This is a genomic window from Allostreptomyces psammosilenae, from assembly GCF_013407765.1.
GTDB classification, from domain to species: Bacteria; Actinomycetota; Actinomycetes; order Streptomycetales; family Streptomycetaceae; genus Allostreptomyces; species Allostreptomyces psammosilenae.
Genome location: NZ_JACBZD010000001.1, coordinates 41778 through 62802, shown reverse-complemented (window position 1 = coordinate 62802; position 21025 = coordinate 41778). Strand labels below are relative to the sequence as shown.

Sequence of the window (21025 nt, the reverse complement as noted above, 5' to 3'; positions counted from 1 at the left end):
TTCGGATGGGATCGCAGGCTGGTGGGCGCGACGCGTGGGGCGCCGGGGACGGGCGCCGTGGGCGTACGCGCGTGGGGCCGGTGAGGCCGAGGGGGGCCGGTGCGCGCCGGGGTCAGCCGGCGGCGGGCGCGGGCCGGGTGCCGCCGGTTCCGGCGGGGGGTGGTCCGTGGGGGTCGGGCCGGGTGGCGCGGAGTTCCGCGATGGCGGCCTCGAAGTCGTCGAGGGTGTCGAACGCCTGGTAGACGGAGGCGAAGCGAAGGTAGGCGACGAGGTCGAGTTCCTTCAGCGGGCCGAGTATCGCCAGGCCCACGTCGTGGGCGGTCAGTTCGGCGCTGCCGGTGGCGCGGAGCGCCTCCTCGACGCGGTGGCCGAGCACGGCCAGGGCGTCCTCGGTCACCGGCCGGCCCTGGCAGGCCTTGCGGACGCCGGCGATCACCTTGTCGCGGCTGAAGGCCTCGGTGACGCCGCTGCGCTTGATGACGGTGAGGGTGGCGGTCTCGATGGTGGTGAAGCGCCGGCCGCAGTGCTGGCACTGGCGGCGGCGGCGGATGGCGGCCCCGTCGTCGGCGGTGCGGCTGTCGACCACGCGGCTGTCGGGGTGCTTGCAGAAGGGGCAGTGCATGGCGGGGCCCTCTCTCTCGCTGTGTCCCGATTCGCTGGGTCGGCGGGTACCGGCCGGCGGTGGTGGCGCGCCCGGCCGCGCCGGGGCGCGGGGGGTCGCCGGTGCCGCGCCATGGTTCGGACCGGTCGCCCGGGGCGCGCGCCAATGGGTGGCGCGCGTCTGGGCGGTCGGGCCGCGGGGCGGCTGTGGCCTCGGCGTGGTGGCGCCGGAAGGCGGGCCTCATCCTAGGCGAACAACCGGCCCTGAACACAACTTCTGGGCGGCTGCCCCCTATGCAACCACAAGATCTAGGTGGGGGCTGACACCGGGGGTCGACACGCCGCGGGCCCTGGCGGGGCGCGCGGGCAGCCCGGAGGGCCTCCGGGGGTGGCCCGGCGGGCGTGGTTGGGGGTGCCCGGGAGGGGTGGGTGCGGATCCCGGCGACCACGGGATCGTACACGCGCGCGGGCGCCCGGCCGGGGCGGCTCGGGGCCGCCGGGCGGGGTCGAACGGGCCGCGGGGCGGGCGGCCGGGCGGCGGCCGGGAAACGGTCGACCGGCGTGTCGCGAGGGGGCGGGCACGGTGGCGGGAACGCCGGCGGGGCGGTTACGCGGGCGCGTCGCGGGCGGGGTGGGGGTCCACTAGAATCGCCTCAGTCGAACGAGATTTCGATGGAATACACCAACGCCCGGTTCCTGTCAGCAGAACTCGGATTAATTCACTCGAACGTGTGTTTGGCGCAACCTTTCGAAGGGATCTACCGTTGACCGGGCAGGGAGAACACCCAGGGAGAACGCCTTCGAGAGGGGCCGCCGTGACCAGCACCGGACGCAGCTCTGTACCCGTGCAGGACCGCTCTTCACACGAGCACCCGCGCATTCCGTCGGCGACCGTCGCACTGGATTCCGCACCCGCCATGGTCCGCTCTCTGCCAGGCCGTCCACCAGGCGTCCGCAATGACACCTCCGGCCTCACCGAACGCCAGCGCAAAGTCATCGACGTCATCAGGGACTCCGTCCAGCGCCGCGGTTACCCGCCCTCCATGCGTGAAATCGGCCAGGCGGTGGGCCTGTCCAGCACCTCCTCGGTGGCCCACCAGCTGATGGCCCTCGAACGCAAGGGCTACCTGCGCCGCGACCCGCACCGCCCCCGGGCCTACGAGGTGCGCGGGCTGGAGCCGCAGCGCACCGCCCCCGAGGTGGACGAGCCGGGCCGCCCCTCGACCTCCTACGTGCCCGTGGTGGGCCGGATCGCCGCCGGCGGGCCGATCCTCGCCGAGCAGTCCGTCGAGGACGTCTTCCCCCTGCCCAAGCAGGTCGTCGGCGAAGGGGAGCTGTTCCTGCTGAAGGTCGTCGGCGACTCCATGGTCGAGGCGGCCATCTGCGACGGCGACTGGGTCACCGTCCGCCGCCAGCCGACCGCCGACAACGGCGACATCGTCGCCGCGATGCTGGACGGCGAGGCCACCGTCAAGCGCTACCGGCTCCAGGACGGCCACGTCTGGCTGATGCCGCACAACGCCGCCTACGAACCCATCCCCGGCGACGGCGCCACCGTGCTGGGCAAGGTCGTGGCGGTGCTGCGCCGCGTCTGACCGAGGCCCCTCCCTCCCGCCCCCACGGCCGCGGCACCCGGCTCCCTGCCCCCGAGGTGCCCGTCCACACCCCGTCCCCGCAGCGCTGCACGCCATACCGGCGCCGCCGCCCCGGACGGCCAGGGCCCCACTCCCGGGTCCCCCACCCCGCCCGAGCGGTGGGGGACCCGGGAGTGGGGCCCTCGCGCGTCACCCGGGCCCGGCAGCCGCGGCCGGGCGCCGGCCCGGCTCACCCCACGCCGAGCGGATCCGCGGTGGAACGCGGCGCGACCGGCAGCGGCGGCGGCGCCGAGGCGTTGATGGCGGCCAGCGAGGAGCGCACCTGGCGCGGGTTCTCCGTGTACCAGAAGTCCGGCATGGAGGACCGCAGGAAGCCCCGGTAGCGCGCCGTGGCCAGCCGCGGGTCCAGCACGGCCACCACACCGCGGTCCCCCGCCGAACGCACCAGCCGGCCCGCCCCCTGGGCCATCAGCAGCGCGGCGTGCCGCGCCGCCACCGCCATGAACCCGTTGCCGCCGGCCTCCTCCACCGCGCGCTGCCGGGCGCTCATCAGCGGATCGTCCGGACGCGGGAAGGGGATGCGGTCCATCACCACCAGCTGGCAGGCCGAGCCCGGAACGTCCACCCCCTGCCACAGCGACAGGGTGCCGAACAGACAGGTGCCGGCGTCCTGCGCGAACGTCCGGATCAGCTCGCCGAGGGTGTCCTCGCCCTGGAGCAGCACCCGGTGGTCCAGCCGCTCCCGCATGGCCTCGGCGGCCGCCTGGGCGCCCCGCATGGAGGAGAACAGCCCCAGGGTGCGCCCGCCGGCCGCCTCGATCAGCTCGGCGAGCTCGTCCAGCATCGCCGGCGCCGGTCCGTCACGGCCCGGCTGCGGCAGGTGCCGGGCCACGTAGAGGATGCCCTGCTTCGGGTAGTCGAACGGCGAACCGACGTCGATGCCCCGCCAGGGCGCCGGGACGACCTCCTCCTCCCCCTCTCCCCCGGCGGCCGGCTCGGCCGCGGGCGCCGCCGCCGGCGACTGGGCGCCGCCGTCCCCGCCGTCCTCCGACAGCCGGTCGGAGGCGAACAGGCCCACCGAGGTGGCCACCGGCTCGAAGTCGCCGCCCAGCTTCAGCGTGGCGGAGGTGAGCACCACCCGGCGCTTCCCGAACAGGCCCTCGCGCAGCAGGCCGGCCACGGTCAGCGGCGCCACCCGCAGCGTCGCGCCGAAGCGGTCGTGCCGCTCGATCCACACCACGTCGTAGGGCGAGCGGCTCAGCACCCGCTCCACCGTCTCGTGGACGTTCTCCACGGAGGCCAGCGCCTGCTTGCGGGCCGCGTCCTCGTCGGAGACGCCGCGGTCCCGCACCTCGCCCAGCGAGGTGATCACCGCGCGGCAGCCGTCCCGCAGCGCCGCCAGGCACCAGGCCAGGTCCTCCGGCAGCTCGGTCAGCCGCCCCGGCTGCGCAATCTCCATCAGGCCGGTGAACTGGTCCACCGCCGACTGCATGGCGTCCACGGCGGTGCCGTTGGCCAGCTTCACCGACCGGCGCACCGCCCGGTTCGCGGCCCCCGAGGTCAGCTCGGCGGTCGCCACGCCGGTGACCCGGGAGACCAGTTCGTGCGCCTCGTCCACGATCAGCACGTCGTGCTCCGGCAGCACCGGGGCGTTCTCGATCGCGTCGATGGCCAGCAGCGCGTGGTTGGTCACCACGACGTCGGCCAGCTTGGCGCGCTCCCGGGCCGCCTCGGCGAAGCACTCCGCGCCGTAGGGGCAGCGGGAGGCGCCCAGGCACTCCCGGGAGGTCACCGACACCTGTGACCAGGCCCGGTCGGAGACCCCGGGGGTGAGGTCGTCGCGGTCGCCGGTCTCGGTGTCGTCGGCCCAGTCGCGCAGCCGCAGCAGGTCCTTGCCGAGCTTGCTGGTCGCCCCGGTGGTCACCTCGGCGCGGTCCAGCAGGGCGTCCTGCTCGTCGTCCGGCGCCCCCTCGTGCAGCCGGTGCAGGCACAGGTAGTTGCCGCGCCCCTTGAGCATGGCGAACTCCGGGGTGCGGCGCAGGCTGCCCCGCAGGGCGGTGACCGTGCGGGGCAGATCCCGCTCGACGAGCTGGCGCTGCAGCGCGATGGTCGCCGTGGCGATCACGACGCGGTCGCCGTGCGCCAGGGCCGGGACGAGATAGGCGAGGGACTTGCCCGTGCCGGTGCCGGCCTGGACGAGCAGGTGCTCGCCGGAGGCGATGGCGTCCGCGACGGCCTCGGCCATCGCGAGCTGGCCGGGGCGCTCGGTACCTCCGACGGCCTCGACGGCGGTGGCGAGCAGATCGCGGGTGCTGGGTTCACTCATGGCGGGTCCCAGCCTAGAGCGCCGGGCCGACAGCCGTGTCCTACTCGCCCCGCCCCGGTGGGGCCAGCGGGTTGCGGACCCGGCCGTGGGCGGCCACGTGCGGGCGGGTCGGGCTGTCCCGGTAGCCGTCCAGCAGCAGGCGGTTGCGGTTCAGGCAGAGCCGGTCGATCCAGGGGGTGAGCAGGTCGAAGGTGGTGAAGCGGTCGGCGAGCTCCGGGAAGCGGGCCTGGTGGTCGGTGATCTCCGCGCGGACCAGGGACCAGAACTCCCGCTCGGGCAGCCCGTGCTGCTCCTCGAGCAGGGGGGCGAGGTAGCGCAGCACCCCGACGAAGAACCCGGCGTGCAGGAACTGGCACAGGTAGTCGGGTTCCTCGCGCAGCAGCACGCCGGCCACCTCCTCGGGGAGGTCGTCGAGTTCGGGCAGCGGCTTGGCGCTGATGTTGACGTCGTCGACGAAGTCCTTGACGGCCAGTCGGGTGGGCACGTCGTGCTCGTCGAACAGCACGATGGCGTTCTCGCCGTGCGGGGAGAAGACGACGCCGTAGCGGTAGAGGAAGTGCAGCAGGGGCGGCAGCGTGGCGCCGAGCAGCCGGCGCACCCACTCGCCCGCGGTCATCCCGGAGCGGCTGATCAGGTGGGCGGCCAGCGAGCGGCCGGCTCCGTCGGTCTGCAGCAGGCAGGCCAGGGTGCGGGCGCGCTCGGTGGTGTCGAGCCGGGTGGCCACGGGCTCGCGCCAGATGGCGCCGAGCAGTTCCCGGTACTGGTAGGGCACGCCGGGCACGGACTCCAGGTGGGCGTGGCGGACGGTGACCGAGGCGACCTCGCCGAGCAGGACGACGCGGCAGTGGTCGCGGAGGAAGGGGTCGCCCTCGCACAGGCCCTGGATCCAGGCGGTGACGGCCGGGGCGGCCTGGGTGCGTTCGGTGGGCAGGCCGCGCCAGACGAGGGTGTTGAGGATCCGCAGCGGGAGTTTGACGCTGAGCCGGTCCGGGCGGCTGGTGTTGAGGAAGGTGCGGATGGACTGCTGGGGCAGCCAGGTGTCGCCGGCCTCGCCGAGCGGGACGATGCGTCCGGCGGCGATGTCGGCGGCGAAGAGCGGCAGGACCGTGGTGTCCCAGTGCCAGGGGTGCACGGGGAGCCAGTGGTAGTCGGCCGGGTTGAGGGAGCGGCTGGTCAGCTCGCTGCGGAAACGTTGCAGCACGGCGGGGTCGAGTTGGCCGGCGAGCAGGGTGGCGGGGTCGGCGAGCGGGCCGGTGCCGCGGTACTCGGCGAGGTCGCGGTGGACGGCGATCCAGGGCAGCCGGACGGGTCGGCGGGCCTCGGGGGCCCACAGGTCGGTGTCGTGGGCGGAGAACCCGAGGCGGCCCTTGTTGGCCACGAGCCAGGGGTGGCCGCTCTGGTGGCCCTCCAGCTCGGCGTAGTCGAGGTCGGCGAGGGTCTGCACGGGTGGGGTGGTGGCGACCAGCCGGGTGTCGGCGAGCAGGGTGTTGCACAGCTCCCGGTACAGGTGGCCGGCGGTGTCGCCGTCCAGGCCGAGGGCGTCCCGGGTGTCGGCGAGGAAGGTGGCGAGGTCTATGGAGTCCTCCGGGTGGCGGCGTAGCGAGTGCCGGTCGACGCGCCAGCTGCCGTAGGCGTGCCGGGTGGCGCGGAAGCGGTAGCTGACGCCGGGGGCCGGCTGGAGCAGGTGGCCGGTGGGGTCGTCGGGGTCGGGGGTGGGGGTGAGGAGTTCCTCGTAGGAGAACTCGGCGATGGCCTTGGCGACCAGGGCGCGGCTGGCCCGGGCGAAGTGCTCGGCGGTGAGGTGGGCGGGGACGGTCATCGGGTCTCCCGGGTGGTGGCGCGGTGCGCTGGTCTGGGGGCGGGTCAGAGGTGGCGGGCCTGGGGTGGCGGCCCGAAGGTGGTGAAGGCGGTGCGGGCGGGCAGGCGGTGCAGTCGGCGGCCGGTGACGGCGTGGAGGATTGTGGCGGCGCGCCAGGCGCCGAGGCCGAGGTCGGGGGTGCCCACGCCGTGGGTGTGGAGTTCGGCGTTCTGGACGTACAGGCCGGCGTCGGTGAGCGGGCGCAGTTCGACGCGGTGGTCGAGGCCGACGCGGAGGCGTCCGGCGTCGTCGCGGCGGATGAGTTCGTCGATCGGGGCCAGGGGCTCCGGGGTGGGGGCGGCGAACCCGGTGGCCAGCACGAGGGCGTCGGTGCGGATCTGGAAGCGGGCCCCGGTGGTGCCGTTGCGGCAGTCCAGGACGAGCGCGCCGGCGAGGGTGTCGTCCTCGCGGTGGGCTCCGGTGACCTCGGTGTCGGGGAGGAGCTCGGCGCGCGGGGTGGCGCCGCCGGTGCCGAGGTCGTAGAGGGCGTCGTGGATGTCGGCGAGGGTGTCGGCGCTGGCGGCCTTGTACAGCTGCCACTGGGTGGGCAGCAGGCGGTCGCGGACGGCCTGGGGCAGGCCGTGGAAGTGCCGGGTGTGGTCGGGGGTGAAGTGCTCCAGGCCGAGCTTGGAGTACTCCATGGGGGCGAAGGCGCGGGTGCGGGTGAGCCAGCGCAGGCGTGGGCCGGCGGGGGCGTCGGTGGGTTCGGCGCCGGGGTGGGCGGGGGTGCCGGGTCGGCCGGGGTCGTCGGTGAGGGTGGGGGTGGCGGGTCCGGTGGGTTTCTCGGCGTTGCCGTGGGTGCGCAGCAGGTCGAGGAAGATCTCGGCGCCGGACTGTCCGGAGCCGAGGACGGTGATGTCGGCGGCGCCGTCGAGTTCGGCGCGCCGGCCGAGGTGGTCGGCGGCGTGCCAGACCCGGGGGCCGAGCAGGGGGCGCAGGGTGTCCGGGACGGTGGGGGCGGTGCCGATGCCGAGGACGACGTTGCGGGTGAAGCAGGTGCGCACCGGGCCGCCGGTGGTGGGGCGGTACTCGACGCGGAAGGTGTGGGAGTCGTGTCGGTGGACGGCGGTGACGGTGCGTCCGAAGCGGCAGGTGGGCAGGGAGTGGGCGACCCAGCGGCAGTAGTCGTCGTACTCGCGCCGGGTGGGGTGGAGGCGTTCGGCGAAGTAGAAGGGGAAGAGCCGGTCGTGCTGGCGGAGGTAGTTGAGGAAGGACCAGCGGCTGGTGGGGTCGACGAGGGAGACCAGGTCAGCGAGGAAGGGGACCTGGAGGCGGGCGCCGTCGAGCATGAGGCCGTGGTGCCAGCGGAAGGTGTCCCGGGCGTCGAGGAAGAGGCAGTCGAGGTCGGGGACGGCGTCGGCGAGGGCGGCGAGGGAGAGGTTGAAGGGGCCGATGCCGATGCCGACGATGTCGTGGACCGGGTGGTGGGTGTCCGCGGTGGTGGGTGGGGCGGCGGGCGGGGTGGTGGGGCGGTCGGGCGGGGGTGTGGTCATGGGCGGTCCCGGTGGGGTGTGGGGGGTGGGTCGGCGGGCGCCGTCACAGCAGGTGGCGCAGGTGGCGCTCCCGGGTCATCAGGGCGGCGGTCTTGTCGGGGAGGGTGAGTTCGGCGGCGAGGCGGAAGCCGGCGTGCAGGAACGCGGCGACGGAGGGGGTGTTGGTGACGTCGGGTTCGGCGAGCACGCGGGGCGCGTGGGGGTGCAGGTCGAGGAGTCGGTCGGCGAGGGCGCGCAGCAGGGTGCCGCCGAGTCCGCGGCCGCGTCGGCGGGCGGTGCCGAGCAGCAGGTGCAGGCCGATGTCGCCGGGGTGTGCCGGGTAGTGGCGGGCGAGGGGGTCGAGGTCGGCGCGGTAGACCTCCCAGTAGCCGATGGGGGTGCCGTCGAGTTCGCCGACGCAGGGCAGGCTCCGTGCGCCGCCGGCGTGCTGTCGGGCCACGTGGTCGCGGGTGGTGGCGCAGGGCCCGGCGAGTTGCCAGAAGGCGTCGACGGCGGGGTCGTTCATCCAGCGGGTGAGGGTGGGCAGGTCGTGGTCGAGGTCGACGGGGCGCAGCCGGAAGGTGCCGTGGGGGGTGGGGATGGGGCCCCAGTCGGTGACGGGCCGCAGGGCGTGGGCGGCGTCGCCGGGGGTGGGCGTTGCGGGTGGGGCCGGATGGTGGTGGGTGGGGTCGTGGGGGTCGTGGTGGGTCATGGGTGGTCCGGCGCGGCGTGCAGGGGGTTGCCGATGGTGACGTAGACGGACTGGCTGTGGACGGGGCCGACGAGTTCGTCGAGGCCGCCGAGGCGGGTGAGCAGGTTGGCCTTGCAGCGCAGGGTGGGGCGTTCCAGGAGGAGGGCGGGGAGGGGGGAGCCGGTGGGGGTGAGGGATCTGAGGGCGTCGCGGGCGGCGGCGAGGAGGGTGTCCTCGTCGGCGAGGCGCTGGGAGCCGAGGGCGCCGACGAGTCCGAGGATGTTGTTGATGCCGAGGTAGTAGGCGAAGCGCTCGTCGACGACCGGGTCCTCGACGAAGGTGTCGCTGTGGCCGCCGATGCCGGGCAGGGCGGCGTCGAGGCGGTCGGCGGCGGAGGCGCGGAAGTAGTAGCCCTGGTTGTCGCGGTAGCGCCCGCCGTTGGGCCAGCCGTCGGGGTCGAGCAGGACGAGGGTGTTCTGCTGGTGGGCTTCGAGGGCGATGCCGGCGTGGCCGTCGAGCCAGACGACGGGGGCGACGACGGTGGCGAGGTAGCGCAGGAACCACTCGGTGGCGACCTGTGGGACGGGGCGGCCGGAGCGGGCGGCGAGGCGGTGCAGGAGGGCGGCTAGGCGGGAGCGGCCGCCCGCGGGGTCGTCGGGCAGGGGGTTCTCCGCGACGAGGGCGGCGACGCAGGTGACGTCGTCGGTGGGGGCGAAGGGGTTGGCGCGCAGGACGGTGTCGAGCGGGCCGGGGCGGGCGGTGTCGGGCGTGTCGGCGGTGTTGGGGTGGTCGACGCCGATCCAGGCGGGGTCGCGGACGATGTCGAAGCGGGGGTGGGCGGCGTGCCAGCGGCGGGCGAGTCCGGTTTCCAGGAGGCGGTGCACCTCGGTGCCGCGGTGGAGTTCCTTGCGGAGGTTCTCGCGGCGGCTGTTGGTGATGCGCAGGCCGAGGGAGAGCTTGAGCATCCAGGGCTGGCCGCTGCGGTGGACGGTGCGCACGGAGGAGGTGGGGTGCCAGTGCGGGCCGGCCGGTCCGAGGGGGCGCAGCAGGCCGTCGTCGATGAGCCGGGCCCATTCGGGCCGGTCGGCGAGGTGGGTGGCCTGCCAGGGGTGGGCGGGCAGCGGGAGGGTTCCGGGGGGTGTGGCGGGCGCGGCGGCGTGGCGGGCGAGGAGTTCGGTGGCGGGGAGTTCGGCGGCGGAGTCGGTGGCGACGAGGTCGTGGTGGACGGCGAACCAGTGCAGGGGGAAGGAGCCGCGCAGTTCGGGGGACCAGGCGGCGGTGGAGGCGGGGTCGAGGTCGTCGCGGCTCTTGGGGGCGGGGTGCAGGGGGTGGCCGAGGAGGAGGGACTGTTCGGCGGTGAGGAAGAGGTCGGTGGTGGGCGGGGCGGGGTCGCGGCGGCGTGCGGTGAGGATCTGGGTGACCACGCGGGTGGAGTCGGCGACGCGGGCGAGGAGGTCGGCGGTGGCGTGGGCGTCGCCGGCGGCGGGGGCGGGGGCGGGGTGGCCGTCGGGTGTGGCGCCGCCGTGGGTGGCGGCGCAGGCGCTGAGCAGGGCGGCGACCTCGGTGGGGGCGGGGTGGTGGGTGTGCCCGGTGTCGGTGTGGTGGAGGACGGGCGGGTCGAAGCGGTGCCATCCGCTGCGGGACCAGTGGCGTAGCGGGGCGCGGAGTTCGGTGCGGCCGTCGGGTGTGCGGATGGTGAGGACGTCGTCGTGCGGGCGGGGGGTGTCGGTCTCGCGGGTCCAGCAGCGCAGCAGGTGTTCGATGGCGGCGGCGTGGGCGGCGTGGGCGGGGTCGGGGTGCAGGAGGGGGTCCGGCTGGGGCGGCCGGGGGGCGCCGTCGGTGGTGGCGGTCTGGGCGCGGGTGGGGGCGGGCTGTCTCATGGCTCCTCGCATCGGGGTCGGCGCGGCGGGACGGGGTGGTCGCCGGGGGTGTGGCTGGTGCTGAGGGCGTCGCCCTCGGTGACGACGAGGCTCAGCAGCTGGTCGAGGTCGTCGGGGGTGGTGTGCGGGTTGAGCAGGGTGAGCTTCAGCCGGACGGTGCCGGGCGGGGTGCCGGGGCCGGTGGCCGGGCGGACGGTGGTGCGGCCGATGACGGCCCGTCCGGTCTCCAGCAGGCGGCGGCGCAGTCGGGCGTTGATCCGGTCGGGGTCGGCCGGTGGGGTCGGGGTGGCGGATGCGGGGGTGCCGGGGGGCGGCAGGTAGCGGAAGACCACGGTGGTGAGCACGGGCGGGGCGTGGAGTTCCAGGCGTGGGTGGGCGTCGATGCGGCGGGCGGCGTGGTGGGCGAGCCGGTGGCAGCGTTCGACGAGGTCGCCGAGGCCGTCGGTGCCGAGGGCGCGGAGGGTGACGGCGATCTTGAAGGCGTCGGCGCGGCGGGTGGTGCGCAGCGAGCGGCCGAGGAGTGAGGGGTAGCCGGCGGCCTCGTCGTCGTCGGGGTTGAGGTAGGCGGCGCGCTGTGCCAGGGGGTGGAAGGTGTCGGCGTGGCGGGCCAGCAGGATGCCGGAGGCGACGGGTTGCCAGCCGAGTTTGTGGGTGTCCAGCGCGATGGTGTCGGCCTCGGGGAGGCCGTCGAGGAGTGGGCGCAGCCGGGGGGTGAAGAGGGCTCCGGTGCCGTAGGAGGCGTCGACGTGGAGGTGGACGCGGTGGCGGCGGCAGACGGCGGCGATGGGTTCGAGCGGGTCGATGCTGCCGGTGTCGGTGGTGCCGGCGGTGGCGACGACCGCGACGGGCAGGTTGCCGTCGCGGGTGGCGGCGGCCAGGGCGGCGTCGAGGGCGGCGGGGTCCATGCGGTGCCGGTCGTCGGTCGGCACGGTGGTGGTGCGGCCGGCGCCGATGCCGAGGATGCCGGCGGAGCGGGCGATGGAGAAGTGGGCCTCGGTGGAGCAGAACACGCGCAGGCGGCCGGCCCAGTGGGGCGGGATGCCGTCGGTGGGGTCGTGGGTCGGGGTGGCCTGCTGGGCGTGGGCGCGCAGGGCGGTGTCGCGGGCCAGCAGCAGGGCGGTGAGGTTGGACTCGGTGCCGCCCGAGGTGACGGCGCCGGCGGCGTGCGCGGGGTCGTAGCCGACCAGGGTGGCGAAGGCGGTGATGACGGCCTCTTCCAGGGCGGTGGCGGAGGGGGCCTGGTCCCAGGAGTCGAGGGAGGGGTTGAGGGCGGCGGCGGCGAGGTCGGCGGCGGCGGCGACGGCCAGGGGCGGGCAGTGCAGGTGGGCGGCGCAGGCGGGGTCGGCAGGGTCGGCCGCGCCGCGGGCGAGGGCCCGGGTGAGGGTGTGCAGGGCTTCGGTGGGTCCGGTGCCGCGGGGGCGCAGCAGGTCGGGGCGGGGCGGGGTTACGGGGGCGGTCGGGGGTGCGGGGTGGCGCAGGGCGTGGGCGATGTCCCGGGCGGTGCCGGTGGGGCCGCCGTCGGGGAGCGGGCCGGCGCGGTCGACGGCACCCTTGGCGAGGGCGTCGAGGACGGTGTGCAGGAGGGGGGCGAGGGCGTCGGGGCCGGTGGTGCCGCCGGCGAGGGCGTCGGCGGGGACGGCGGTGCCGCCGTCCGGGGTGGTGGTCATCGGGTGCCCGCCGTGGGGTGGGGGCGGCGTTCGCGGCCGGCGAGGTCGGGGGCCGCGCGGTGTTCGTCGCCGCGCAGGTGGCCGCCGTCGAGGGTGGCGGCGGCCACGGCGTCGGCGAGGCGTTGCAGGACGGCCTCGGCCTGTTCGTCGGTGATGGTCAGTGGGGGCAGCAGGCGCACGACGCTGTCGTGCCGTCCGCCGATCTCCAGGATGAGGCCGCGGGCGAGGGCTTCGCCGCGGATGGCGGCGGCGGTGTGCGGGGCCGGGGGGCGGGCGCCGAGGTGGTCGGGTTCGGCGTCGGGGCGCACGATCTCCAGGCCGATCATCAGGCCGCGCCCGCGGACCTCGCCCACGCAGGGGTGGTGGGCGGCGAGCCCGCGCAGTGCCGCCGTCATGCGGGCGCCCACCTCGGCGGCGCGTTCGGCGAGGTGGGCGGCGCGCACGTGGCGCAGGGTGGCGGCGCCGGCGGCCATGGCGAGCTGGTTGCCGCGGAAGGTGCCCGCGTGCGAGCCGGGTGACCAGGTGTCGAGCGCGGAGCGGTAGACGACGACGGCGAGCGGCAGGCTGCCGCCGATGGCCTTGGAGAGCACCATGACGTCCGGGGTGACGCCGCTGTGCTGGACGGCCCAGAGCGCGCCGGTGCGGCCGAGGCCGGTCTGGATCTCGTCGACGATCAGCGGGATGCCGTGCGCGGTGGTGATCTCGCGCATGCGGCGCAGCCAGGCGTCGGGCGCGGGGACGACTCCGCCCTCGCCCTGGACGGCCTCCAGGATCATTCCGGCGGGCGGCTGGAGGCCGCTCTTGGGGTCCTCCAGCAGGGCGGCGGTGTAGTGGGCGGCGGTGCGCCAGCCGTCGGCGCCGATGCCGAAGGGGCAGCGGTAGGGGTGCGGGTAGGGCAGGTGGGTGGCGCCGACGCCGGCGGCGGCGCCGAGGTGGTGGCGGTGGTTCAGGTCGCCGGAGACGGCGAGGGCGCCGGCGGTCATGCCGTGGTAGGCGCCGCCGAAGGCGAGGACGCCGTGGCGGCCGGTGGCGGTGCGGGCGAGTTTGAGGGCGGCTTCGACGGCGTCGGTGCCGGCCGGGCCGCAGAACTGGATGCGGGCGTCGGCGGCGAACTCGGGTGGCAGGGCCTCGTAGAGCTCCTGGACGAAGTCGTCCTTGATGGGGGTGGCGAGGTCCAGGACGTGCAGCGGGGCCTCGGCGTCGAGCGCGGCGCGGATGGCCTCCAGGACGACCGGGTGGTTGTGGCCGAGGGCGAGGGTGCCGGCGCCGGAGAGGCAGTCGAGGTAGCGGCGGCCGTCGGCGCCCTCGATGGTCATGCCGCGGGCGCGGACCGGGACGACGGGGAAGGAGCGGGCGTAGGTGCGGGCGGCGGACTCGCGTTCCGCCTGGCGGCGCAGGATGGCCTCGTGGTCGGGCCGCGGGGGCGTGGGGGTGCCCGGTCGGCCCGTGCGCGGGGCCGGGGTGCGCGGGCCGGGCGGGGCGTCGGCGGCGGGCGCCGGGGGCCGCGGGGTGGGGGGTGGCGTGGCCGTGGGCCGTGCGGGCGTCGGGGGTGCGGTCACGCCCGAACCTCCTCGATCGGTGACAGGTAGGCAAGGCTTACCTTATTTACGTGACGCGATGCAAGTCCGCCGGAACGCTGTGTCACGTTAGCCATGGAACCGCCGAACTCCCGGCGGTCGTCCCCCCTAGTGACCAACTGTCACGGGAATTCGCCCTCGGAGGCGGTCTCCGCGCTACGATGCGGCGCCCACCCACGGGGGCGGCGACTGTCATGCTCAGGGCCTTATCCGGACCCTGCGCCAGGCCGCCGCCGGCACCACGGCATAGTGGTGGCCGAAAACGAACGTCTCACCAGCCGTGCCCGGTGGTCGGGGACCTGCCGGCGCGACCGAAGGCGTCCACGGCTCCACGCACGCGATACGACAAGCCGGTGTCACCGTCGCACCGGCACAGGGGGTTTTCACGTCTCATGTCCAGACGATTCCTCACGCGGGGGCGCCGCGGCGGCGCCGCGCTCGCCGCGCTCACGGCATCCCTGCTCCTGGCGACGGCCTGCGCGCCGAGCGGGGAGGACCCGGCGGCGGCGCCCTCCGCCTCCCCCTCCGCCGAGCCCAGCGGCGACGCCCCGGGCCCCGGCTCGGAGGCCCTGGCCATCCCGGAGTTCGACGTCGACCTCGACCAGCTCGCCGAACAGGGCATCGAGGCCCTGGAGAACCTGGAGGGCTACGAGGACTGGCAGTGGGACGACTGGCGGAACTGGGCCGACCAGCACATCTTCCAGAACCCGCTGATCCGCGACCTGTGGGACCCGGAGCGCTTCGAGCAGGCCGAGCCCCCGCAGCAGGAGGAGCCGCCGGCCGAGAGCCCGACCCCCGAGCCCGAGGAGCCGGACGACGGCGTCCCGCCGGCCATCGAGGCGGAGGCCGCCCCGCGCCCCTACGCCGAGACGGGCGAGGCGATCGTCGGCAAGCTGTTCTTCGACACCCCCGAGGGCCCGGCCGAGTGCTCGGCCACCGTGGTGGCCGACCCCAGCAACCCCGGCGCCTCCAACCTGGTCTGGACGGCCGGCCACTGCGTGCACGGCGGCAACGGCGCCGGCTGGTACCGCAACATCATGTTCGTCCCGGCCTTCAACTCCGCGGGCAACGCCGAGGACCCGGACGTGACCACGGAGGAGCTCTCCCCCTACGGCGCCTGGTGGGCCGTCGACGCCACCGCCTCCACGCTGTGGCAGGAGTCCGGCGAGAACTACGGCAACGAGGCCAGCACCGAGGACTGGGCGATCCTGCGGGTCGCCAACATGGACGGCAGCACCACCTCCCTGGAGGAGACCGTCGGTGACGCCGCCCCGGTGTGGTTCAACGCCGACGAGGAGCTGGCGCGGGCCGACGCCTGGGGCTACCCGGCCGTGCCGCCCTACGACGGGCTGGACCTGTACAGCTGCGCCCAGGACGACCCGGACCGGCTGGACGTCACCCCGGACACCACCCCGATGTGGTGGATCGGCTGCACCATGACCGGCGGCGCCAGCGGCGGCGGCTGGTTCGCCGAGCGGGACGGCGAGCGGGTGCTGATCAGCAACAACTCCATCGCCGACCTCGACTACACCTGGATGGCCGGGCCCTACCTCGGCGCCGAGGCCGAGGCCGCCTTCGAGGAGTTCACCGCCGGCTGACGCACCGTCGCCGACGCGGTCGACGGGTATAGCGCCGAACGGCCGCCGGAGGACAGGAGCGATCCGGCCAACCGCTGATCCTCCTCCTCCGGCCGCCGGCCGGCCCTCCGCCGGCCGGCCACCACCCCGGACAGCCCCAGGCGACCGGGCGGGGGCGGAGACGGCCTCGGGCCGGGAGCCACCGCTCCCGGCCCGAGGCCGTCACTGTCGGTCAGCCGAGCCGGGGCGCGCCCCGGCCGGCGGTCAGCTCGCCGAAGCCCCCTGGACCGCGAACGCCTCCAGGTCGGCGGCGAGCGCGTGGCCCACCCGGGCGCTCAGCAGGGTGCCGTGCTCGGTGTGCTCGGTGGAGAGCACCTCGCCGTCCCGGTGCACCCGCGCCACCAGGTCGCCGCGCTCGTACGGCAGCAGGGCCAGCACCTCGACGTCGGGGTGCGGCAGCTCCCGCTCGATCCAGGCCAGCAGCTCCTCGATGCCCTGGCCGGTGCGGGCCGAGACCGCGATCGCCCGCGGCTCCCGGCGCAGCAGCGCCTGGAGCACCAGCGGGTCGGCGGCGTCCGCCTTGTTGACCACCACGATCTCCGGCACGTCCTGCGCCTCGACGTCCGCGATCACCTGGCGGACCGCGGCCAGCTGCGCCGTCGGATCCGGGTGCGCGCCGTCCACCACGTGCAGGATGAGGTCGGCGTCGGCCACCTCCTCCATGGTGGAGCGGAAGGCCTCCACCAGGTGGTGCGGCAGGTGGCGCACGAAACCGACCGTGTCGGCGAGCGTGTAGACGCGGCCGCCCGGCGTCTGGGCCCGGCGCACCGTCGGATCCAGGGTGGCGAACAGGGCGTTCTCCACCAGCACGCCGGCACCGGTCAGCCGGTTCAGCAGCGAGGACTTGCCGGCGTTGGTGTAGCCGGCGATGGCCACCGAGGGGACGGCACCCCGGCGGCGCTCCTGCCGCTTGGTGTCCCGGCCCTTCTTCATCGCGGCGATCTCCCGCCGCAGCTTGGCCATCTTCTCGCGGATGCGCCGCCGGTCCGTCTCGATCTTGGTCTCACCGGGACCACGGGTGGCCATGCCGCCGCCCGAGGAGCCGGAGCCACCACCACCCATCTGCCGGGAGAGCGACTGACCCCAACCCCGCAGGCGCGGCAGCATGTACTGCATCTGCGCGAGCGAGACCTGCGCCTTGCCCTCCCGGGACTTGGCGTGCTGGGCGAAGATGTCGAGGATCAGGGCGGTGCGGTCGACCACCTTGACCTTGACGGCGTCCTCCAGGTGGATCAGCTGCGCGGGGGTGAGCTCACCGTCGCAGACCACGGTGTCCGCACCGCTGGCCTGGACGATGTCCCGCAGCTCCTGCGCCTTGCCGGAGCCGATGTAGGTGGCCGGGTCCGGGCGGGAGCGCCGCTGGATCACCCCGTCGAGCACCTGGGAACCGGCCGTCTCGGCGAGCGCGGCCAGCTCCGCGAGGGAGTTCTCCGCCTCCTCGACGGTGCCGTCCGTCCAGACGCCGACGAGCACCACGCGCTCCAGACGGAGCTGGCGGTACTCGACCTCGGTGACGTCGGCGAGTTCGGTGGAGAGTCCGGCGACGCGACGCAGCGCCGCGCGCTCGCTGCGGTCGAACTGGTCGCCGTCGTAGGCGAACTCGTCCACGGCGTCCGGGGCGTAGCCGTCGTCGTCCATGAGCGCCTGGGCGCGCCGCGACTCCTCCAGGCGCCACCTGGGTTCGAGCGGTTCCTCCGCGGCGGCCCGGATGGTGTCGTCCTGGTTGCGGTAAGTCGAGGTCATCGTGTCCTGTCGGGAGTACGGATTGGCCGGCCGGGGCACGCGGTCGCGAACCCGGGCCACAGGCCCCTGCGCCGGCTCGTCGCGGCGCCGTCCGGGGCGGGCACGCTCCTGGTGCGGAGCGCGACACCCGGTACAACGCCGGAGGGCGGCCGGCCATTCCATCGTCGCACGGGCGACGATGGGCGTCACCCGTATTAGCGCCCCCAACCGCGCGCCGCCGGCGACGCCCCCGGGCTGGTCGGGGGGTGCGCCGGGGCCGGGCGGCGCGCCCGGTAGACGTCGTACACGCCGGGCACCCGGCGCACCGCCCGCATCAGCTCCGGCAGCCGGGCGGGGTCGGCCAGCTCCACGGTGTAGGTGTGCCGCACCTGGGCCGCGCGCGGCGGCCCCACCTCCGCCGCGACCACGGCGACGTCCGCGTCGCACAGCGCGGCGGTGACGTCGGCCAGCAGGCCGGGGCGGCTGAGCGCCTCGGCCTGGAGGGTCACCCGGTGCCGGGCCCGGGCTCCGGGCACCCACTCCACCCGGACGACCGCGCGGCCGGCCCGCCGCATCGCCTCCCCCTCCGCGCAGTCGCGGCGGTGCGCGGCGACCGTGCCCCGGCGGAGCAGGTAGCCGACCAGGGGGTCGGGGGGCACCGGGGTGCAGCAGCGGGAGAGGCGGACCGGCGCCTCGGCGTGCCCGGGGACGCGGAGGATCCCGGCCGCCGGCTCCGGACGCCGCGGGCGGCGCCGTGCCGGGCGGGCGGCGCCGTCGGGGGCCGCGGGCGCGTCCCGGGGGCGGCTCCCGGCCCGGTCGCCGTCGGCGTTCCGGTCGCCGGCGCCGGTCCGGTCGGGGACGTCGCCGGTCCGGTCGGGGACGTCGGCCCCGGTGCCCGGCGCCGTCCCGGCGCGGGGCCGCCCGGTGCCGCCGGTGGCCGTGCCGTGCTGTTCCAGCCAGCGGGCGATGGCGATCCGCGCCACGGGGGTGCGGGCCATGTGCAGCCAGCTCGGGGACGGCCCGGAGGGCTCTCCCGGCGAGGAGAGCAGTTCGACGACGTCGCCGTCGCCGAGCCGCGCGGACAGGCTGACCAGGCGGCCGTTGAGCCGCGCCGCCACGCACCCGTGACCGGTGCGCTCGCCCAGCGCGTAGGCGGCGTCCACGCAGGTGGCGCCGGGAGGGAGCTGGAGGGTGCGGCCGTCCGTGGACAGCACGGTGATCTCCTGGTCCTCGGCCATCTCCGCGGTGAGCGAGGACCAGAAGGTGTCCGGGTCCGGGGCCTGGAGCTGCCAGCGCAGCAGCCGGGTGAGCCACCCGGGGCGCGCCGGGCGGTCCCCCCGCCCCCGGCCGGCCGCGCGGTCGGGGTGTTCCGGTCGGCCCGGCCGCTCCGCGGGACCTGTGCGGGGGGCGTCCGCGGGCGCGGGGTCCGGCTCCTGGCGGAGTCCCGGCCGCGGGGGCGCGTCCGGGCCGGGGGCCTCCCCGGCGACCAGCGGCACCGGTCCGGCGGAGCCCGGCGCGCCGGCCGCCCCGTGCTCCGCCGACCCGTCCTCGGTCGCCTCGATGTCCGCCGCTCCGGCGGTCGGGTCGGCGGCGGCCTCCGCGTCCTCGGCGTGCAGCGCCACCACGCCGTACTCGGCCACCCGGTGCATCCGGTGGGTGCGGATCAGCGTCTCCACCACGTCCCCGCCGGCCGTCGCCACCGAGGTGTGCAGCGACTGGTACAGGTTGAACTTGGGCGTCGCCACGTAGTCGGTGAAGCCGCCGGCCACCGGCGTGTACCGGGTGTGCAGCACGCCGAGCGCGGCGTAGCAGTCGCGGTCGCGCTCCACCAGCACCAGCAGCCGGCCGAAGTCGTAGGGGCCGAGTCGGTCGCCGCCCCGGCGCAGCCGGACCCGGTGCGTCGAGACGCAGTGCCGGGCGTAGGGGCGCACCTCGGCGGGGACGCGCGCCTCCCGCAGGGCCCGGCCCACCTCGGCGGCGAGGTCGGCCAGCGGGTCGTCCGGCCGGGCCTCGTGGGCGGTGATCATGGCGCGGGTCCGGGCGTACTCCTCCGGGTGGAGGGTGGCGAAGACCGTGTCCTCCAGCTCGGCCTTGATGGTCTGCACGCCCAGGCGTTCGGCGAGCGGGATGAGGACGTCCCGGGTCACCTTGGCGATGCGCACCTGGCTGCTGGGTTTCATGTGCTGGATGGTGCGCATGTTGTGCAGCCGGTCGGCGAGCTTGATGACCATCACGCGGAGGTCGTCGCCGGTGGCGACCAGCATCTTGCGGAAGGTCTCGGCCTCGGCCGCCGCGCCGAAGTCGACCTTGCGCAGCTTGGTGACCCCGTCGACGAGGTAGGCCACCTCGGGGCCGAAGTGCTCCCGGACCTGCCGCAGGGTCAGGTCGGTGTCCTCGACGGTGTCGTGCAGCAGGGCGGCGGCGAGCGTGGTGGTCTCCGCGCCGAGCTGGGCGAGGATCATGGCGACGGCGAGCGGGTGGGTGATGAACGGGCCGCCGCTCTTGCGCAGCTGACCGCGGTGGCAGCGCTCGGCGAGCAGGTAGGCGCGGTGCAGCACGCCGAGGTCGGCGCGCGGGTGGTGGGCGCGGTGGACCCGGACGATGGGCTGCAGGGCGTGCGGCACCTCCGGCGCGCCGCCCCGCCGGTTCGGCAGTCCGGAGGTGAGCAGGGCGGCGGTGGCCATGTTGACCCGGCCGGGCAGGGTGATCAGGCCGGGACGGTCCCGGCGGGTGCCGACGCGCCCCGCCGGCTCCGGCGCGGGGGCGGACGCCGGGGCGGGTGGGGAGGGTGGAGGCGGGAGGGTGGGCGCGGCGGGATCGGGGTTGTCACCCGGGGCTGCGGGCATTGGGGTACCTCCGGCAGCGTCGTCACTGCGGCGGGCCCGCCCCGGCGGTCGGCCGGCGGCGGCCGCCTGGATGCTACCGAGAGCAACATGCCGGGCGGCCGGCGCGTTTCCCACCGTCACCAAGTCCACTCTTTCGGCGGACGCGCCCCACGGCGGCCTCGCACAGCCGTGCGTCCGCCGGGGTGGTCACCCCGTGGCGAGCCAGTCCGGGTCGATCCGGCCCTCGGCGACGATGACGGCCGGGCCGGTCATCTCCACGTGCCCGTCCGGGCGTTCGGTGATCCGCAGGCGTCCGCCGGGGACGTCCACGGTGTAGGTGGCGGGCTGTCCGCTGCGCGCCGGGTCGAGGCCGTCCCGGCGGGCCGCGGCCACCATGACGGCGCAGGCGCCGGTGCCGCAGGAGAGGGTCTCCCCGGAGCCGCGCTCGTGGACCCGCAGCGCCACGTGGCGTTCGCCGCGGTCCACCACGAACTCCACGTTCACGCCGTCCGGGTAGGCGGCGGCGGGGGTCACCGTGGGGGCGGTGCGCAGTTCGCCGGCGTGGTCGAGGTCGTCGACGAAGGCCACCGCGTGCGGGTTGCCCATGTTGACGTTGCGGGCCGGCCAGGAGCGCTCGCCGACCCGCACCACGATGCCGTCCGGGCCGGGCAGCCGGGCGGGGCCCATGTCGACGGTGACCTCCGCGGGGCCGTCCGGGCCGTCGGCTCCGATCACCGCGTGGCGGACGCCGGCCCGGGTGGCGACGGCGACGGCGCCCGGCGCGACGAGTTGCTCCCGGACCAGGAAGCGCACGAAGACGCGGACCCCGTTGCCGCACATCTCGGCGACGCTGCCGTCGGCGTTGCGGTAGTCCATGAACCACTCCGCCTCCTCCGCCATCGCGGCCGCCTCCGGGTGCGCCGCGGAGCGCACCACCCGCAGCAGGCCGTCCCCGCCGATGCCGGTCCGCCGGTCGCAGAGCCGGGCGACCATGGCGGGCGGGAGGTCGAGGGAGCCGTCGGGGTCGGGCACGATGACGAAGTCGTTGCCGGTGCCGTGCCCCTTGAGGATGCGCAGAGTGTCCACCCGCCCATTATGGGTCCGCCGGCCCGGTGGCCGTCGGCCGGACCGGGCGGCGGACGGCCCCGGCGGCGGACGGTCCTCGCGGCGGGCGG

General features: G+C 75.8%; 13 protein-coding genes. 2 read left to right on the top strand and 11 right to left on the bottom strand.

What is annotated here, in order from left to right; genetic code table 11:
- Positions 1-112: 112 nt before the first annotated feature.
- Complete coding sequence (gene nrdR / locus FHU37_RS00225) at positions 113-622, bottom strand: transcriptional regulator NrdR (protein WP_179812216.1); 510 nt, start codon at positions 620-622, stop codon at positions 113-115.
- Between the two features lie 895 nt (positions 623-1517).
- Here nrdR and lexA point away from each other — a divergent pair.
- A complete protein-coding gene (gene lexA / locus FHU37_RS00220) occupies positions 1518-2195 on the top strand; it encodes a transcriptional repressor LexA (RefSeq protein WP_179812215.1) in 678 nt (225 codons plus the stop codon).
- Between the two features lie 229 nt (positions 2196-2424).
- Here the strand turns inward: lexA and FHU37_RS00215 are convergent, their stop codons facing one another.
- From FHU37_RS00215 to FHU37_RS00190, 7 genes are read right to left on the bottom strand one after another with little or no spacing between them, the layout of a single operon-like run.
- Positions 2425-4521 (bottom strand): ATP-dependent DNA helicase, encoded by a 2097-nt coding sequence (locus FHU37_RS00215; RefSeq protein WP_179812214.1) that lies wholly within the window; start codon positions 4519-4521, stop codon positions 2425-2427.
- Positions 4522-4561: 40 nt separating this feature from the next.
- The gene (locus FHU37_RS00210; protein WP_179812213.1) at positions 4562-6340 is read right to left on the bottom strand and encodes an IucA/IucC family protein; all 1779 of its coding nucleotides are present in this window, start codon (positions 6338-6340) and stop codon (positions 4562-4564) included.
- A gap of 44 nt (positions 6341-6384) precedes the next feature.
- Positions 6385-7872 (bottom strand): lysine N(6)-hydroxylase/L-ornithine N(5)-oxygenase family protein, encoded by a 1488-nt coding sequence (locus FHU37_RS27620; RefSeq protein ID WP_179812212.1) that lies wholly within the window; start codon positions 7870-7872, stop codon positions 6385-6387.
- A 43-nt stretch (positions 7873-7915) separates the two neighbouring features.
- A complete protein-coding gene (locus FHU37_RS27615; protein ID WP_246449489.1) occupies positions 7916-8563 on the bottom strand; it encodes a GNAT family N-acetyltransferase in 648 nt (215 codons plus the stop codon).
- A complete protein-coding gene (locus FHU37_RS27610; RefSeq protein ID WP_246449487.1) occupies positions 8560-10422 on the bottom strand; it encodes an IucA/IucC family protein in 1863 nt (620 codons plus the stop codon). The genes FHU37_RS27615 and FHU37_RS27610 overlap by 4 nt, the downstream gene beginning before the upstream one ends.
- Positions 10419-12089 (bottom strand): pyridoxal phosphate-dependent decarboxylase family protein, encoded by a 1671-nt coding sequence (locus FHU37_RS00195; RefSeq protein ID WP_179812211.1) that lies wholly within the window; start codon positions 12087-12089, stop codon positions 10419-10421. The genes FHU37_RS27610 and FHU37_RS00195 overlap by 4 nt, the downstream gene beginning before the upstream one ends.
- A complete protein-coding gene (locus FHU37_RS00190) occupies positions 12086-13489 on the bottom strand; it encodes a diaminobutyrate--2-oxoglutarate transaminase family protein (protein WP_312892726.1) in 1404 nt (467 codons plus the stop codon). The genes FHU37_RS00195 and FHU37_RS00190 overlap by 4 nt, the downstream gene beginning before the upstream one ends.
- A 569-nt stretch (positions 13490-14058) precedes the next feature.
- On the opposite strand from FHU37_RS00190, the gene FHU37_RS00185 reads away from it, so the two are divergent.
- The gene (locus FHU37_RS00185; protein ID WP_179812210.1) at positions 14059-15264 is read left to right on the top strand and encodes a trypsin-like serine peptidase; all 1206 of its coding nucleotides are present in this window, start codon (positions 14059-14061) and stop codon (positions 15262-15264) included.
- Positions 15265-15507: 243 nt separating this feature from the next.
- Here the strand turns inward: FHU37_RS00185 and hflX are convergent, their stop codons facing one another.
- The 3 genes from hflX to dapF all read right to left on the bottom strand — a co-directional run bounded on the left by hflX (position 15508) and on the right by dapF (position 20936).
- Complete coding sequence (hflX, locus tag FHU37_RS00180) at positions 15508-17046, bottom strand: GTPase HflX (RefSeq protein WP_179812209.1); 1539 nt, start codon at positions 17044-17046, stop codon at positions 15508-15510.
- Positions 17047-17240: 194 nt separating this feature from the next.
- Positions 17241-19871: a RelA/SpoT family protein gene (locus tag FHU37_RS00175; protein ID WP_179812208.1), complete on the bottom strand. Its 2631-nt coding sequence runs from the start codon at positions 19869-19871 to the stop codon at positions 17241-17243.
- A 186-nt stretch (positions 19872-20057) separates the two neighbouring features.
- Positions 20058-20936 (bottom strand): diaminopimelate epimerase, encoded by an 879-nt coding sequence (dapF, locus tag FHU37_RS00170; RefSeq protein ID WP_179812207.1) that lies wholly within the window; start codon positions 20934-20936, stop codon positions 20058-20060.
- Positions 20937-21025: the final 89 nt, after the last annotated feature.

Excerpts from the sequence above, each read along its gene's own strand:
- nrdR (WP_179812216.1), bottom strand. The coding sequence starts at position 622 with ATGCACTGCCCCTTCTGCAAGCACCCCGACAGCCGCGTGGTCGACAGC.
- lexA (WP_179812215.1), top strand. The coding sequence starts at position 1,518 with ATGGTCCGCTCTCTGCCAGGCCGTCCACCAGGCGTCCGCAATGACACC.
- FHU37_RS00215 (WP_179812214.1), bottom strand. The coding sequence starts at position 4,521 with ATGAGTGAACCCAGCACCCGCGATCTGCTCGCCACCGCCGTCGAGGCC.
- FHU37_RS00210 (WP_179812213.1), bottom strand. The coding sequence starts at position 6,340 with ATGACCGTCCCCGCCCACCTCACCGCCGAGCACTTCGCCCGGGCCAGC.
- FHU37_RS27620 (WP_179812212.1), bottom strand. The coding sequence starts at position 7,872 with ATGACCACACCCCCGCCCGACCGCCCCACCACCCCGCCCGCCGCCCCA.
- FHU37_RS27615 (WP_246449489.1), bottom strand. The coding sequence starts at position 8,563 with ATGACCCACCACGACCCCCACGACCCCACCCACCACCATCCGGCCCCA.
- FHU37_RS27610 (WP_246449487.1), bottom strand. The coding sequence starts at position 10,422 with ATGAGACAGCCCGCCCCCACCCGCGCCCAGACCGCCACCACCGACGGC.
- FHU37_RS00195 (WP_179812211.1), bottom strand. The coding sequence starts at position 12,089 with ATGACCACCACCCCGGACGGCGGCACCGCCGTCCCCGCCGACGCCCTC.
- FHU37_RS00185 (WP_179812210.1), top strand. The coding sequence starts at position 14,059 with ATGTCCAGACGATTCCTCACGCGGGGGCGCCGCGGCGGCGCCGCGCTC.
- hflX (WP_179812209.1), bottom strand. The coding sequence starts at position 17,046 with ATGACCTCGACTTACCGCAACCAGGACGACACCATCCGGGCCGCCGCG.
- FHU37_RS00175 (WP_179812208.1), bottom strand. The coding sequence starts at position 19,871 with ATGCCCGCAGCCCCGGGTGACAACCCCGATCCCGCCGCGCCCACCCTC.